The organism is Streptomyces sp. NPDC018964 (assembly GCF_044390325.1).
Lineage (GTDB): Bacteria > Actinomycetota > Actinomycetes > Streptomycetales > Streptomycetaceae > Streptomyces.
The window spans coordinates 595,462-609,672 of the sequence record NZ_JBIRYZ010000001.1 but is presented as its reverse complement, the minus strand read 5'-3'; the positions used below and the strand labels follow the sequence as shown (position 1 = coordinate 609,672).

Below are 14,211 nucleotides of genomic sequence, written 5' to 3'. Positions count from 1 at the left end.
TAACGTGTGGAGTTGACCGGTACTAATAGGCCGAGGGCTTGTCCTCAGTTGCTCGCGTCCACTGTGTTGGTTCTGAAACCACGAACAACCCCATGCCATGGTCACGGCGTGGTGCGGTTGTCAGTTTCATAGTGTTTCGGTGGTCATAGCGTAGGGGAAACGCCCGGTTACATTCCGAACCCGGAAGCTAAGCCTTACAGCGCCGATGGTACTGCAGGGGGGACCCTGTGGGAGAGTAGGACGCCGCCGAACTCCTTTTAGAGCTCTGGCTCTTGGGCATACAGCCCGAGGGCCAGAGCTTTTTTGCGTTGAGGTAAGGTCAGGGGGCATCATCGACACTTTTCCCACAGGAGGATCCCGGGTGGAGGTCCAGGAGACGCGGGTCCAGACAGACCGCGTCCTCACCATCCCGAACATGCTCAGCATGGCGCGGCTCGTTGGCGTACCACTGTTCCTGTGGCTGATCCTCAGGCCGGAGTTCGGCGGTCCGAAGAGCGATGGCTGGGCCCTCCTGGTGCTGGCCCTCAGCGGCGTCAGCGACTACCTGGACGGCAAGCTGGCGCGACGATGGAACCAGATCAGCAGCCTCGGCCGGCTGCTCGACCCCGCCGCCGACCGGCTCTACATTCTCTCGACGTTGGTCGGCCTCACCTGGCGCGAGATTCTGCCGCTCTGGCTGACCGCCGTTCTGCTGGCGCGTGAGCTGGTTCTCCTGGTCATGGTGGGCATCCTGCGACGGCACGGCTATCCGCCACCGCAGGTGAACTTCCTGGGGAAGGCCGCCACCTTCAACCTCATGTATGCCTTCCCACTGCTCCTGCTCAGTGACGGAACTGGCTGGATCTCGTCACTCGCTGCTATTTTCGGATGGGCGTTCGCCGGATGGGGTACAACTCTGTATTGGTGGGCAGGAGTGCTCTACGTGGTCCAAGTCCGCCGCCTGGTTCGTGCGGACGCCGTGGCCGATTGAACTCGCTGATTTGCGCGCACAAGGTGGTGCGACGGCCCGCAGTCGAAAAGTGCGGGACAACCCTGGCGGGTGAAGTCGGCTAGACCGTCGTCTCTTCGAGGAGGACGCTTCCGACATGAAGGCCGTCGTGATGGCCGGGGGTGAAGGCACCCGCCTTCGCCCCATGACCTCAAGCATGCCCAAGCCGCTCCTGCCGGTGGCCAATAGGCCGATCATGGAGCATGTTCTGCGGCTGCTCAAAAAGCATGGGCTCAACGAAACCGTTGTGACCGTCCAGTTCCTTGCATCGCTCGTCAAAAACTACTTCGGTGACGGCGAAGAACTCGGAATGGAGCTCACCTATGCCAACGAGGAGAAGCCACTCGGTACCGCAGGGAGCGTGAAGAACGCCGAGGAGGCCCTGAAGGACGACGCCTTCCTCGTCATCTCCGGTGACGCCCTCACTGACTTCGACCTCACCGAGCTGATCAATTTCCACAAGGAAAAGGGCGCTCTGGTCACGGTCTGCCTGACCCGCGTCCCCAATCCGCTGGAATTCGGCATCACCATCGTGGACGAGGAAGGCAAGGTCGAACGCTTCCTCGAGAAGCCGACCTGGGGACAGGTCTTCTCCGACACGGTGAACACCGGCATCTACGTCATGGAGCCCGAGGTCTTCGACTACGTCGAGCCCGATGTGCCCGTCGACTGGTCCGGTGACGTCTTCCCGCAGCTGATGAAGGAGGGCAAGCCCGTCTACGGCTATGTCGCCGAAGGCTACTGGGAGGACGTCGGCACACACGAAAGCTATGTGAAGGCGCAGGCCGACGTCCTGGAGGGCAAGGTCGACGTCGACATCGACGGTTTCGAGATCTCCCCGGGCGTGTGGGTGGCGGAGGGCGCCGAGGTGCACCCCGACGCCGTGCTCCGCGGACCGCTGTACATCGGCGACTACGCCAAGGTCGAGGCCGGCGCGGAGATCCGCGAACACACGGTCGTGGGATCCAACGTCGTCGTGAAGAGCGGCGCCTTCCTGCACAAGGCCGTCGTCCACGACAACGTGTACGTCGGACCGCACAGCAATCTGCGAGGCTGTGTCGTCGGCAAGAACACCGACATCATGCGGGCCGCGCGGATCGAGGACGGTGCCGTCATCGGTGACGAGTGCCTGATCGGCGAAGAATCGATCGTCCAGGGCAATGTGCGGGTCTATCCGTTCAAGACCATCGAGGCCGGCGCGTTCGTCAACACCTCGGTGATCTGGGAATCCAGGGGACAGGCGCACCTCTTCGGAGCCCGGGGCGTGTCCGGGGTCCTGAACGTCGAGATCACACCTGAACTCGCGGTGCGGCTGGCCGGTGCGTACGCGACGACCCTGAAGAAGGGCTCGACCGTCACCACGGCCCGCGACCACTCCCGTGGTGCCCGTGCGCTGAAGCGGGCGGTCATCTCCGCGCTGCAGGCCAGCGCCATCGACGTACGGGACCTGGAGAACGTGCCGCTGCCCGTGGCGCGGCAGCAGACCGCGAGGGGCAGCGCGGGCGGCATCATGATCCGGACCACGCCCGGTGTGCCGGACTCCGTCGACATCATGTTCTTCGACGGCCAGGGCGCCGACCTCTCCCAGGGCAGCCAGCGGAAACTGGACCGGGTGTTCGCGCGTCAGGAGTACCGGCGCGCGTTCCCCGGGGAGATCGGGGATCTGCACTTCCCGGCCAGCGTCTTCGACTCGTACACGGGCTCTCTGCTGCGGAACGTCGACATCACCGGCATCGCGGAGTCCGGACTCAAGGTGGTCGTCGACGCCTCCAACGGCAGTGCCGGCCTGGTGCTGCCGAGTCTGCTCGGCAAACTGGGCGTCGACTCGCTGACCATCAACCCCGGTCTCGACGAGTCCAGGCCGACCGAGACGGCCGACATGCGGCGTTCGGGGCTGGTCCGGCTCGGGGAGATCGTGGCGTCCTCCGGTGCCGCCTTCGGCGTACGGTTCGACCCCGTCGGTGAGCGGCTGTCCCTGGTCGACGAGAAGGGGCGGATCATCGAGGACGACAGGGCGCTGCTCGTCATGCTCGATCTCATCGCGTCCGAGCGGCGCAGCGGCCGGGTGGCGCTCCCGGTGACCACCACCAGGATCGCCGAGCAGGTCGCGGCCTATCACGGCACACAGGTCGAATGGACGACCACTTCGCCCGACGACCTCACGCGCGTGGGCGGTGAGGAAGGGACGATCTTCGGAGGCGACGGCAAGGGCGGCTTCATCGTCCCGGAGTTCAGCAGTGTCTACGACGGCACGGCGGCCTTCGTGCGGCTCATCGGACTGGTGGCGCGCACCCAGCTCACGCTCAGCCAGATCGACGCGCGCATCCCGCGGGCGCATGTGCTCAAGCGGGATCTGGCGACCCCGTGGGCCGTCAAGGGCCTGGTGATGCGGAGGGTCGTGGAGGCGGCCGGTGACCGGTTCGTGGACACCACCGACGGCGTGCGGGTGGTGGAGGCCGACGGCCGCTGGGTGATGGTGCTGCCCGACCCGGCCGAGGCGGTCACCCATCTGTGGGCCGAGGGACCCGACGACGCCTCCGCGCAGGCCCTGCTCGACGAGTGGTCGGCGGTCGTGGACAGCGCGGGTCGGTGAGCGGCCGGCGCGAGTGGTAAAACGAGCGGTACGCGTGCGTGCCGGACAAGTGTCCCCAACGGGGCCTGTCCGGCACGCCGGTAGGTCCGTTCGGAGGTAGTGGCTGCGGCGTGCGACGATGTGCGGCATGCCGCAGCAACCCCCCGTTCGGAGCACACCCGCGCGGCCCGCTCGCCCGGACGCCTCCATGTCGTTGATCACCAACGTCATGGACCACAGCCTCGACGACGGATACGCCGAGGCCGCCGCGCGGCGGAAGGCCGACGGCGGCGGTGGCATGCCGAAGACGCTCAGGGCGAAGTTGGGGCTGGCCGGCGGTCTGGTGCTCGCCGCCCTGATCGTGACCGTCGGTGCCGCGCAGGCCCGGGTCGCGGCTCCCGCCGTGGCCAAGGAGCGTGAGGAACTGATCGACCGGATCGATCAGGAGACCGAGGCCGCGGACAGGCTCGAGGACAGCGTCGACGAGTTGCGTGCCGACGTGAGCGAGCGGCAGCGCGAGGCGCTCCGGGACAGTGGCGGAGGCGACCGGTCCACACTGGTGGGCATCCTCTCGGGTGCCACCGCGGTGCACGGGCCAGGTGTGCGGCTCGTGGTGGACGACGCCGAGGACGCGAGCACGGGCGGTGACGGGGACGCCCGGGCGACCTCCGGTTTCTCCGACACCGGGCGGGTTCGTGACCGTGACATGCAGCGCGTGGTCAACGGTCTGTGGGAGTCCGGCGCCGAGGCCGTCTCCATCAACGGGCAGCGGCTGACAGCCCTGTCGGCGATCAGGGCCGCGGGAGACGCGATACTGGTCGACAACAGGCCGCTGGTGCCGCCGTACACGGTGCTCGCGGTGGGGGACGGCGGAGAACTGAGCGACCGGTTCCAGAACAGCGAGGACGGGCTGTATCTGCATGCCCTGCAGGAGAACTACGGGATCCGGACGGCCATCTCCGTGGAGGACGACGTCCGGCTGTCCGCCGCACCGAGTGTGATCGTACGTACCGCACAGCCGATAACCGAGAAGGACGCATCGTGATCGCCGTACTGGGCCTCGTCGTGGGAGTCGTGGCCGGACTGTTGGTCCGGCCCGAGGTTCCGGCGGTCGTCGAGCCTTACCTGCCGATCGCCGTCGTCGCGGCCCTCGACGCCGTGTTCGGAGGGCTGAGGGCCATGCTCGACGGCATCTTCGACGACAAGGTCTTCGTGGTGTCGTTCCTGTCGAACGTCGTCGTCGCCGCCCTGATCGTGTTCCTCGGCGACAAGCTCGGCGTGGGAGCCCAGCTGTCGACGGGCGTCGTGGTGGTCCTCGGCATCCGCATCTTCTCCAACGCCGCGGCGATCCGCAGGCACGTGTTCCGGGCGTGAGGCCGATGAGCGAGCACGAGCATAACGAGACGACGCGCCCGGCGGTGTCCCCGCAGCGTCCCGCTCCGGACGCCGCACTCGCGGCCGGCCTGCGCAGGGAACTGCCCGCGGAGGTACCCGCCGAGGGGCCCACGAGGGCACCCGCACCCGCGGAGGAGGACGTTCCGAAGCCCGCGCCCGGTCTGACCGGCCGGCAGCGGCTGGTGAAGGGGCTGTGGCCGCCGCGGGTGACCCGGGCCCAACTCATCGTGGCCCTGCTGCTGTTCGGCCTGGGCTTCGGTCTGGCCGTCCAGGTGGCGTCGAACAGCGACGGCGACAGCGCGCTGCGCGGGGCACGCCAGGAAGATCTTGTGCGCATCCTCGATGAACTCGACGACCGCACAGAGCGTCTTGAGGACGAGAAGCAGGGACTCGAGAAGCAGCGCGACGAACTGGAGAACAGTTCCGACCAGGCCGAAGAGGCCCGTAGGCAGACGATCGAGAAGGAACGGCAACTCGGTGTGCTGGCGGGCACCGTGGCCGCGCAGGGGCCCGGGATCATGATGACCATCGAGGACACGAAGGGGATGGTCGAGGCGGACATGCTGCTCGACGCCATCCAGGAGCTGCGCGCGGCCGGTGCCGAGGCGATCCAGGTGAACGGTGTGCGGGTGGTGGCGGGGACCTACCTGACGGACTCCGGAAACGGTGTCGGTGTGGACGGGAACAAGATCACCGCGCCCTATCGTTTCAAGGTCATAGGCAAGCCGCAGGACCTCGAGCCGGCGCTCAACATCCCCGGAGGTGTGGTGCAGACTCTCGAGAAAGAACAGGCCACCGTTACCGTGGAGCGGTCGACCAAGATCGTCGTGGATGCCTTGCGGGCGGTGAAGCGGCCTGACTACGCTCAGTCGTCCTCCCGGTGAACCGGGAGTGCATGGAGGGCGTTCGGCAAGGGCATGAGGTTGCGGGGGGTCGGCGCACCGAATGGGTGGTGCGTGGTGGAAACTGTCTGGCGGAGGCGGACGTTGTGAAGATGTCCGGGTCGGCCAATGTGTTCAGTCAGGGTTCGTCCTGCCCCACGGGCGGGTCTGTTTCGGTCAAGGGGAATCGCCCGTGAAGTTGTTTGCGAAGTTGTTCGGCAAGAGCGCGCGGCGAGAGGGCAGCGACAACGCGACCGCTCGTCATCGCGCACAGCCTGAGGCGGAAGGTCAGCGTCCGCTGTACCGGGACCAGGTGGGTCAGGGCGCGCCGTCCGTTGACCCCGCGCAGTCCGGCGGCATAGGTTTCGGGCAGCCGTCGACCTCGGGTACGGGGGCAGGGGTCTCCGACCCGTACGCGTCCCACGCCCCTGGGGGGCAGCCGCGGCAGGAGGATCCGTCCATGTCGGCCCTGGTGTGTACGAGGTGCGGCAACCGCAACGCGGAGAACAGCCGCTTCTGCTCCAACTGCGGCGCGCCGCTGAGGCCCGGGGTCACCCCGGAGCGCCCCTCGGAGACGACGTCCACGATCTCGATCTCCGGTCTCGAGGCCTACGACGCGGAGGCCACCGGCCAGACGCCGACGCCGACGCTCTCTCCCGAGGCACAGGCGGCCGTCGACGCACTGCCGATGGGTTCCGCGCTCCTGGTCGTGCGCCGCGGGCCCAACTCGGGCAGCCGCTTCCTACTGGACGGCGACCTGACCACGGCCGGGCGTCACCCGCAGAGCGACATCTTCCTGGACGACGTGACGGTCTCCCGTCGGCACGTGGAGTTCCGGCGCGGTCCGGACGGCTCCTTCACCGTGGCCGACGTGGGCAGCCTGAACGGTACGTACGTCAACCGGGAGCGGATCGACCAGGTCGCCCTGTCCAACGGCGACGAGGTGCAGATCGGCAAGTACCGGCTGGTCTTCTACGCGAGCCAGCGGGGCTACTGACCTCCCCGGATCCGTCCGGGGGACCCAGGGAAGGTTCATGGTTCAGACACCGAGCGGCGGTGCCGGCGACGGCGCCGCCGCCGCGGGCACCGGACTGATGAGCATCGGCGCGGTGCTGGGCGTGCTGCGCGAGGAGTTTCCCGAGGTCACCATCTCCAAGATCCGCTTCCTGGAGTCGGAGGGGCTGATCGAGCCGCAGCGGACCCCGTCGGGATACCGCAAGTTCAGCGCCGGGGACGTCGAGCGCCTCGGCCATGTGCTGCGCATGCAGCGCGATCACTACCTGCCGCTCAAGGTGATCCGTGAGCACCTCGACGCCATGGAGCGCGGTGAGGCCGTCCAGCTGCCGGTGCTGGGCCGTCCGGGGGACGGGGAGACCGTTCAGGAGCCCGTCGCCGAGGGGTCCGGGGCGGCGCGCATCGGGCGCGGCCGGCTGCTGGCCGCGGCCGGCATCGACGAGCGGACGCTCGCCGAGTGGGAGTCGTACGGGCTGCTCGCCCCGGTCGAGGCCGGCATGTACGACGTCGAGTCGGTCACCGTCGCCGAGCTCATCACCGAGCTGGGGCGGTTCGGGATCGAGCCGCGTCACCTGAGGGCGATGAAGGCCGCCGCCGACCGCGAGGCCGGGCTGGTGGACCAGGTCGTCGCCCCGCTGAAGCGCCACCGGAACCCGCAGACCAGGGCCCACGCGCAGGCGCGCACGAAGGAGCTGGCGGGGCTCACGGTGAAGCTGCACGCGGCGCTGGTGCAGGCGGCACTCGGCATACGGCTGCCTTGAGACGGGGCGGCGCGGGGCTCGGATCGGCCACCCGTTCCCCACCCGACTACCCAAACGTCCCGGGCACGGCCTAGGGTTGCTGTGTGAACGAGCTCGATGTCGTAGGTGTCCGGGTCGAGATGCCCTCCAACCAACCGATCGTGCTGTTGCGTGAAGTGGGCGGCGACCGCTACCTCCCCATCTGGATCGGACCGGGGGAGGCGACGGCCATCGCCTTCGCCCAGCAGGGCATGGCTCCCGCACGGCCGCTGACCCACGACCTGTTCAAGGACGTGCTGGAAGCCGTCGGACAGGAGCTCACGGAAGTGCGCATCACCGATCTGCGCGAAGGCGTCTTCTACGCGGAGCTGGTGTTCGCCAGCGGCGTCGAGGTGAGTGCCCGCCCCTCCGACGCCATAGCGCTGGCCCTGCGGACGGGTACGCCGATCTACGGCAGTGACACGGTGCTCGACGACGCCGGTATCGCCATCCCGGACGAGCAGGAGGACGAGGTGGAGAAGTTCCGCGAGTTCCTCGACCAGATCTCGCCGGAGGACTTCGGGAGCAGTAACCAGTGAGGGCGCTCGGCGGCCGCCACCCGGGTCGGCCGTCGCGGTTCGCACCGAGCGCATTCGGCTAGCCTTTCCCCGCGGTGAGGTACGGGAAACCACTCTTAGGGTGATTATCACTCGGCGTGCCGAGTGTGGCGATCGTTGACGCACCCTTGGTGACTGCCTACCTTCGAGGAGGCAGGTCAAGGACGGAGGTCGGCGTGAGAAGCAGCGGCGACAGTACGGCTGGGGGTGTCCCCGGGCGCGGTTTCGGGGCGGGCGGACCGTACCCTCCCCAGAGCTCCCGGCTCCGTCCGAGCGGAGGCCATCCCGCCCATGGCGGCGCGATCGACCAGGCTCCGCAGCGGCCGACGGCTGTGCCGAGCAGCGGAGGGGCGACATCCATGGCGTCCGAGCAGATCGGCTACCGGGGGCCCACGGCCTGCGCCGCCGCGGGTATCACCTACCGGCAGCTCGACTACTGGGCCCGTACGGGTCTGGTCGAACCGAGCGTGCGGCCGGCCCATGGATCGGGCACGCAGCGGCTGTACAGCTTCCGCGACGTCGTCGTGCTGAAGATCGTCAAGCGGTTCCTGGACACGGGCGTCTCCCTGCAGAACATCCGTACCGCGGTCCAGCACCTGCGTGAGCGAGGCTTCAGCGACCTGGAGCGCATGACGCTGATGAGCGACGGGGCCACGGTCTACGAGTGCACCTCGCCCGATGAGGTGCACGCCCTGCTCCAGGGCGGCCAGGGCGTCTTCGGCATCGCCGTGGGCGTGGTGTGGCGGGACGTGGAGAGCGCGCTGTCCCAGCTGCACGGGGAGCGCGTCGACACCGGGGAGACCCTGGTCGGGCACAACCCGATGGACGAGCTGGCCCGGCGGCGGAACAAGGCGGTCTGAGGCCGTCCGGGGCCTTCGGAGACCCTCAGGGAACGGCCGTTGTCAGTGGCGTAGGGCAGCATCGGAGATGTGAGATCCGCGCCCACGATCCTGCACCTCGACATGGACGCCTTCTTCGCCTCGGTGGAGCAGGCGTCCAAACCGAGCCTGCGCGGGAAGGCGGTCGTCGTGGGCGGGCTCGGGCCGCGGGGTGTGGTGGCCACCGCCTCGTACGAGGCACGGGTCTTCGGCGTCCACTCGGCGATGCCCATGGCGCAGGCCCGGCGGCGCGCGCCGAACGCCGCGTACCTGGTGCCGAGGTTCGCCCTCTACCGGTCGGTCAGCGAGCAGGTGATGGGGTTGTTGAAGGCCCTGTCACCGCTGGTGGAGCCGCTGAGTCTGGACGAGGCGTTCGTGGACCTGGAGGCCGGCGGCGCGGCCTGGGACGAGCGGTCGGCGCGGCTGGCCGGGGCGAAGCTGCGCGCGGACATACGAGCGGTCACGGGACTCACCGGGTCGGTGGGGCTCGCGGCCTCCAAGATGCTGGCGAAGATCGCCTCGGAACAGGCCAAGCCGGACGGACTGGTACTGATCGAGCCGGGCACGGAGCGGGCCCTGCTGGGGCCGCTGCCGGTCCGCACCCTGCCGGGCGTCGGGCCGGCGACCGGTGATCACCTGCGGCGGGCGGGGATCCACACGGTCGACGAGCTCGCCGAGGCCGGGGAGGACGAGCTCGTACGGCTGCTGGGCAAGGCCCACGGGCACGCGCTGTTCGCGATGGCGCTCGCCCGGGACGAGCGGCCCGTGGTGGCCGAGCGGGAGGCCAAGTCGATCTCGGTCGAGGACACATACGACGTGGACATCCACGACCGGGTGCGGGTGGGGACGGAGGTGCGGCGACTCGCGGACCGGTGCGTGCGCAGGCTGCGGGAGGCGGGCCTGTCGGGGCGGACCATCGTGCTGAAGGTGCGCCGGTACGACTTCTCGACCCTCACCCGGTCCGAGACGCTGCGGGGCCCCACGGACGATCCGGCGGTGGTGCGGGAGGCGGCCGCGCGGCTGCTGGACTCGGTCGACACGACGGGCGGGGTGCGGTTGCTGGGGGTCGGGGTCAGCGGGCTGGCCGACTACACGCAGGAGGACCTGTTCGCGCAGGCGGCGGGCGTACCCGCCGACGACCTCCCGCACGAGGAGACCGAGGCCGAGGCCGCGCCCGCGCCGGAGCCGGAGACACCCGCCGAGCGGCGCTGGCCGGCGGGGCACGACGTACGGCACGCCGTGCACGGGCCCGGATGGGTGCAGGGCAGTGGGCTGGGCCGGGTCACGGTGCGCTTCGAGACACCCGACTCGGAGCCGGGCCGGGTGAAGACCTTCCGCGTCGACGACCCGGCTCTGCAACCGGCGCAGCCGCTGCCGCTGGTGCCCCGAAGACCCGGGGAGGCCGAGGGCGCGGGGGCCGGCGGAGGAGTGCGGGCGGAGGGCGGGTGAGCGGGCGGATCAGGCCGACTTGTCGTTCTCGGCGAGTTTGCCGAAGTCGCGGTCAGGGAGGGGAGGGGGAGCGGCGAGGTCCAGGCCGTAGTGGTGGTAGAGCTGGAGTTCCTGCTCGGGGGAGAGGTGGCGGCCCACGCCGAAGTCGGGGGCGTCCTTGATAAGGGCGCGTTCGAAGGGGACGTGGAGGGCGCCGTCGATGAGTTCGCTGGGTTCCAGGGGGACGAAGGCGTCCCTGCTGAACAGGCCGGTGCGTATCGCCGCCCACTCCGGTATGCCGGTGGCGTCGTCGAGGTAGACCTCGTCGATCGTGCCGATCCGGGTTCCGTTGCGGTCGAACGCCTTGCGGCCGATCAGATGGCGCGGATCGATGTCGGTCTGCACAGGCCCTCCACTGGTCGCAAACTCATCCATAAGCACTACAAAACGGCACAATCGGCTGAACGGCCACTCGAAGGTTCTGGTGTGGTGCTCGCTGGTACGCTGGCAAACGGCTGCTGACCCCGTGCGGGAGAGCCCTCCGGACACCATCGGGGGCGCCGAAGGAGCAAATCCTCCCCGGAATCTCTCAGGCACACGTACCGCACGGACGAGGTCACTCTGGAAAGCAGGGCGGGTGTCGACGGCTTCCGCTCTCACCGACGGTGAAAGCCGGGCGCCTTCGGGCCGTCCGGTGAAGCTCTCAGGTCGAGATGACAGAGGGGGAGGCCGTTCGGGCACCCGCGCCGTGGTGCCCCTCGAAGGTCGTCGGACCAGGAGGCCTCCTCAATGACCGCTCCTCGCACTCCGCTCTCCGAGCTCGAACGGGGAATCCCCTTCGAGCAGCGCCACATCGGCCCCGACCACGAGGCGCGGGCCAAGATGCTCGCCCAGGTCGGCTACGGCTCGCTGGACGAGCTGACGGCCGCCGCCGTGCCGGACGTGATCAAGAACGCCGACGCGCTGGACCTGCCGGGTGCCCGGAGCGAGGCCGAGGTGCTGGCCGAGCTGCGCACGCTGGCCGACCGCAACGAGGTGCTCGGCTCCATGATCGGGCTCGGGTACTACGGGACCTTCACCCCGCCCGTCATCCTGCGCAACGTGATGGAGAACCCGGCCTGGTACACGGCGTACACGCCGTACCAGCCGGAGATCTCCCAGGGCCGGCTCGAGGCGCTGCTGAACTTCCAGACCATGGTCGCCGAGCTCACCGGCCTGCCGACCTCGGGGGCCTCGCTGCTCGACGAGGGCACCGCCGCCGCCGAGGCGATGGCGCTGTCCCGGCGCATGGGCAAGAACAAGAAGGGCCTGTTCCTGGTCGACGTGGACGCGCTGCCGCAGACCATCGCCGTGATCGAGACCCGCGCCGAGCCGACCGGCGTCGAGGTCGTCGTCGCCGACCTGAGCGAGGGCATCCCCGCCGAGGTCGCCGGACGCGAGATCAACGGCGTGCTGATCCAGTACCCGGGCGCCTCCGGCGCCGTACGCGACATCAAGCCGGTGATCGACCAGGCGCACGAGCTCGGCGCGCTCGTCACCGTCGCCGCCGATCTGCTCGCCCTCACGCTGCTGAAGTCGCCCGGTGAGCTGGGCGCGGACATAGCGGTCGGCACCACGCAGCGCTTCGGTGTGCCGATGGGCTTCGGCGGGCCGCACGCCGGCTACATGGCCGTGCAGGAGAAGATGGCGCGCAGCCTGCCCGGACGGCTCGTCGGCGTCTCCGTCGACGCGGACGGGAACAAGGCCTACCGCCTCGCCCTGCAGACCCGTGAGCAGCACATCCGCCGCGAGAAGGCCACCAGCAACATCTGCACCGCCCAGGTGCTGCTCGCCGTCATGGCCGGCATGTACGCGGTCTACCACGGCCCGGAGGGGCTGCGGCTGATCGCCCGGCGCACCCACCGGTACGCCACCGTCCTCGCCGAAGGGCTGCGGGCCGGCGGAGCCGAGATCGTGCACGGCTCCTACTTCGACACGCTGACCGTGCGCGTCCCCGGGCGGGCCGCCGAGGTCGTCGCCGCCGCCCGTGACAACGGCGTCAACCTGCGTCTCGTCGACGCCGATCACGTCTCGATCGCCTGCGACGAGACCACCACCCGGGAGCGGCTGACCGCCGTGTGGAGCGCCTTCGGCGTCGACGGCGACGCCGAGGCGCTGGACGCGGCCGCGCGGGACACACTGCCGGACGCCCTGCTGCGCGACGACGAGTACCTGACCCACCCGGTCTTCCGGCAGCACCGCTCCGAGACCGCGATGCTGCGCTACCTGCGCCGGCTCTCCGACCGCGACTACGCGCTGGACCGCGGCATGATCCCGCTGGGCTCCTGCACCATGAAGCTCAACGCGACCACCGAGATGGAGCCGGTCACCTGGCCCGAGTTCGGTCAGCTGCACCCCTTCGTGCCCGCCGAGCAGGCGCGGGGCTACCTCACGCTCATCCACGAGCTGGAGGAGCGTCTCGCCGAGGTCACCGGCTACGACAAGGTGTCCCTCCAGCCCAACGCCGGTTCCCAGGGCGAACTGGCCGGCCTGCTCGCCGTACGCGGCTACCACCGGGCCAACGGCGACGAGCAGCGCACCGTTTGCCTGATCCCGTCCTCCGCGCACGGCACCAACGCCGCCAGTGCCGTGATGGCCGGCATGAAGGTCGTCGTCGTCAAGACGTCCGACGACGGTGAGATCGACGTCGCGGACCTGCGGGCGAAGATCGCGCAGCACCGCGACGAGCTCGCCGTGCTGATGATCACGTACCCCTCGACGCACGGCGTGTTCGAGGAGCACGTCGCCGACATCTGTGCCGAGGTGCACGAGGCCGGCGGCCAGGTGTACGTGGACGGCGCCAACCTCAACGCCCTGGTGGGTCTGGCCAAGCCGGGCCACTTCGGCGGTGACGTCTCGCACCTGAACCTGCACAAGACCTTCTGCATCCCGCACGGCGGCGGTGGCCCCGGCGTCGGTCCGGTCGGCGTACGGGCGCACCTGGCGCCGTACCTGCCCAACCACCCGCTCCAGCCGGAGGCCGGCCCGGAGACCGGCGTCGGCCCCATCTCGGCGGCGCCGTGGGGCTCGGCGGGCATCCTGCCGATCTCCTGGGCGTACGTCCGTCTCATGGGCGGCGAGGGCCTCAAGCGGGCCACCCAGGTGGCCGTGCTCAGCGCCAACTACATCGCCAAGCGCCTGGAGCCGCACTACCCGGTGCTCTACACCGGCCCCGGCGGGCTGGTCGCGCACGAGTGCATCATCGACCTGCGTCCGCTGACCAAGGCGACCGGCGTCAGCGTGGACGACGTCGCCAAGCGGCTGATCGACTACGGCTTCCACGCGCCGACGATGTCCTTCCCGGTGGCCGGCACGCTGATGATCGAGCCCACCGAGTCCGAGGACCTCACCGAACTCGACCGGTTCTGCGAGGCGATGATCGCGATCCGCGCGGAGATCGAGAAGGTCGGCTCCGGCGAGTGGCCCGCGGACGACAACCCGCTGCGCAACGCCCCGCACACCGCCGCCGCGCTCGGCGGGGAGTGGGAGCACGCGTACGCCCGCGAGGAGGCCGTCTTCCCGGCCGGAGTGAGCGCCGCCGACAAGTACTGGCCGCCGGTGCGCCGCATCGACCAGGCCTTCGGCGACCGCAACCTGGTCTGCTCCTGCCCGCCGCTGGACGCGTACGAGGGCTGACACGCGCCGGAGGGGCCCCTTTGTGGAGGGGCCCCTCCGGCATG

Annotated in this window: 12 protein-coding genes, 1 rRNA gene and 1 riboswitch; of the genes, 12 read left to right on the top strand and 1 reads right to left on the bottom strand. The window is 69.4% G+C overall.

Going from position 1 to position 14,211, the window contains the following annotated elements; translation table 11 throughout:
* Window positions 1-135: 135 nt before the first annotated feature.
* The 11 genes from rrf to ACH5AO_RS02720 all read left to right on the top strand — a co-directional run bounded on the left by rrf (window position 136) and on the right by ACH5AO_RS02720 (window position 10,513).
* Window positions 136-252: ribosomal RNA gene (rrf, locus tag ACH5AO_RS02770) — 5S ribosomal RNA — on the top strand.
* Window positions 253-361: 109 nt separating this feature from the next.
* Window positions 362-970: a CDP-alcohol phosphatidyltransferase family protein gene (locus ACH5AO_RS02765; protein ID WP_142196604.1), complete on the top strand. Its 609-nt coding sequence runs from the start codon at window positions 362-364 to the stop codon at window positions 968-970.
* A 115-nt stretch (window positions 971-1,085) separates the two neighbouring features.
* A complete protein-coding gene (locus tag ACH5AO_RS02760; protein WP_398921053.1) occupies window positions 1,086-3,581 on the top strand; it encodes a sugar phosphate nucleotidyltransferase in 2,496 nt (831 codons plus the stop codon).
* A gap of 127 nt (window positions 3,582-3,708) precedes the next feature.
* On the top strand, window positions 3,709-4,605 hold the full coding sequence (locus ACH5AO_RS02755; protein WP_398921051.1) for a DUF881 domain-containing protein: 897 nt from the start codon (window positions 3,709-3,711) through the stop codon (window positions 4,603-4,605).
* Window positions 4,602-4,934 carry a small basic family protein gene (locus ACH5AO_RS02750; RefSeq protein ID WP_003988855.1) on the top strand — a complete coding sequence of 111 codons (333 nt, stop codon included), beginning with the start codon at window positions 4,602-4,604 and terminating at the stop codon, window positions 4,932-4,934. Before ACH5AO_RS02755 ends, ACH5AO_RS02750 begins: the two co-directional genes overlap by 4 nt.
* Window positions 4,935-4,939: 5 nt before the next feature.
* A complete protein-coding gene (locus ACH5AO_RS02745; protein ID WP_398921049.1) occupies window positions 4,940-5,839 on the top strand; it encodes a DUF881 domain-containing protein in 900 nt (299 codons plus the stop codon).
* 61 nt (window positions 5,840-5,900) lie between these two features.
* Complete coding sequence (locus tag ACH5AO_RS02740) at window positions 5,901-6,833, top strand: FHA domain-containing protein (protein WP_398921048.1); 933 nt, start codon at window positions 5,901-5,903, stop codon at window positions 6,831-6,833.
* A gap of 37 nt (window positions 6,834-6,870) precedes the next feature.
* Window positions 6,871-7,611 carry a MerR family transcriptional regulator gene (locus ACH5AO_RS02735; RefSeq protein WP_398921046.1) on the top strand — a complete coding sequence of 247 codons (741 nt, stop codon included), beginning with the start codon at window positions 6,871-6,873 and terminating at the stop codon, window positions 7,609-7,611.
* Between the two features lie 83 nt (window positions 7,612-7,694).
* A complete protein-coding gene (locus ACH5AO_RS02730; protein WP_030833746.1) occupies window positions 7,695-8,168 on the top strand; it encodes a bifunctional nuclease family protein in 474 nt (157 codons plus the stop codon).
* Window positions 8,169-8,362: 194 nt separating this feature from the next.
* The gene (locus tag ACH5AO_RS02725; protein ID WP_398921044.1) at window positions 8,363-9,046 is read left to right on the top strand and encodes a MerR family transcriptional regulator; all 684 of its coding nucleotides are present in this window, start codon (window positions 8,363-8,365) and stop codon (window positions 9,044-9,046) included.
* A gap of 69 nt (window positions 9,047-9,115) precedes the next feature.
* Complete coding sequence (locus ACH5AO_RS02720; protein WP_398921041.1) at window positions 9,116-10,513, top strand: DNA polymerase IV; 1,398 nt, start codon at window positions 9,116-9,118, stop codon at window positions 10,511-10,513.
* Between the two features lie 9 nt (window positions 10,514-10,522).
* Here ACH5AO_RS02720 and ACH5AO_RS02715 read toward each other — a convergent pair whose 3' ends face one another.
* Window positions 10,523-10,897, bottom strand: coding sequence for a PRC-barrel domain-containing protein (locus ACH5AO_RS02715; protein WP_398921039.1), 375 nt, complete (start codon window positions 10,895-10,897; stop codon window positions 10,523-10,525).
* A gap of 114 nt (window positions 10,898-11,011) precedes the next feature.
* Window positions 11,012-11,107: riboswitch (glycine riboswitch) on the top strand.
* 174 nt (window positions 11,108-11,281) lie between these two features.
* Here ACH5AO_RS02715 and gcvP point away from each other — a divergent pair.
* Window positions 11,282-14,167, top strand: a complete 2,886-nt coding sequence (gene gcvP, locus ACH5AO_RS02710) for an aminomethyl-transferring glycine dehydrogenase (RefSeq protein ID WP_398921038.1) — start codon at window positions 11,282-11,284, stop codon at window positions 14,165-14,167.
* The last annotated feature ends 44 nt before the right edge of the window (window positions 14,168-14,211 follow it).

Excerpts from the sequence above, each read along its gene's own strand:
- ACH5AO_RS02760 (WP_398921053.1), top strand. The coding sequence starts at position 1,086 with ATGAAGGCCGTCGTGATGGCCGGGGGTGAAGGCACCCGCCTTCGCCCC.
- ACH5AO_RS02755 (WP_398921051.1), top strand. The coding sequence starts at position 3,709 with ATGCCGCAGCAACCCCCCGTTCGGAGCACACCCGCGCGGCCCGCTCGC.
- ACH5AO_RS02745 (WP_398921049.1), top strand. The coding sequence starts at position 4,940 with ATGAGCGAGCACGAGCATAACGAGACGACGCGCCCGGCGGTGTCCCCG.
- ACH5AO_RS02740 (WP_398921048.1), top strand. The coding sequence starts at position 5,901 with ATGGGTGGTGCGTGGTGGAAACTGTCTGGCGGAGGCGGACGTTGTGAA.
- ACH5AO_RS02735 (WP_398921046.1), top strand. The coding sequence starts at position 6,871 with ATGGTTCAGACACCGAGCGGCGGTGCCGGCGACGGCGCCGCCGCCGCG.
- gcvP (WP_398921038.1), top strand. The coding sequence starts at position 11,282 with ATGACCGCTCCTCGCACTCCGCTCTCCGAGCTCGAACGGGGAATCCCC.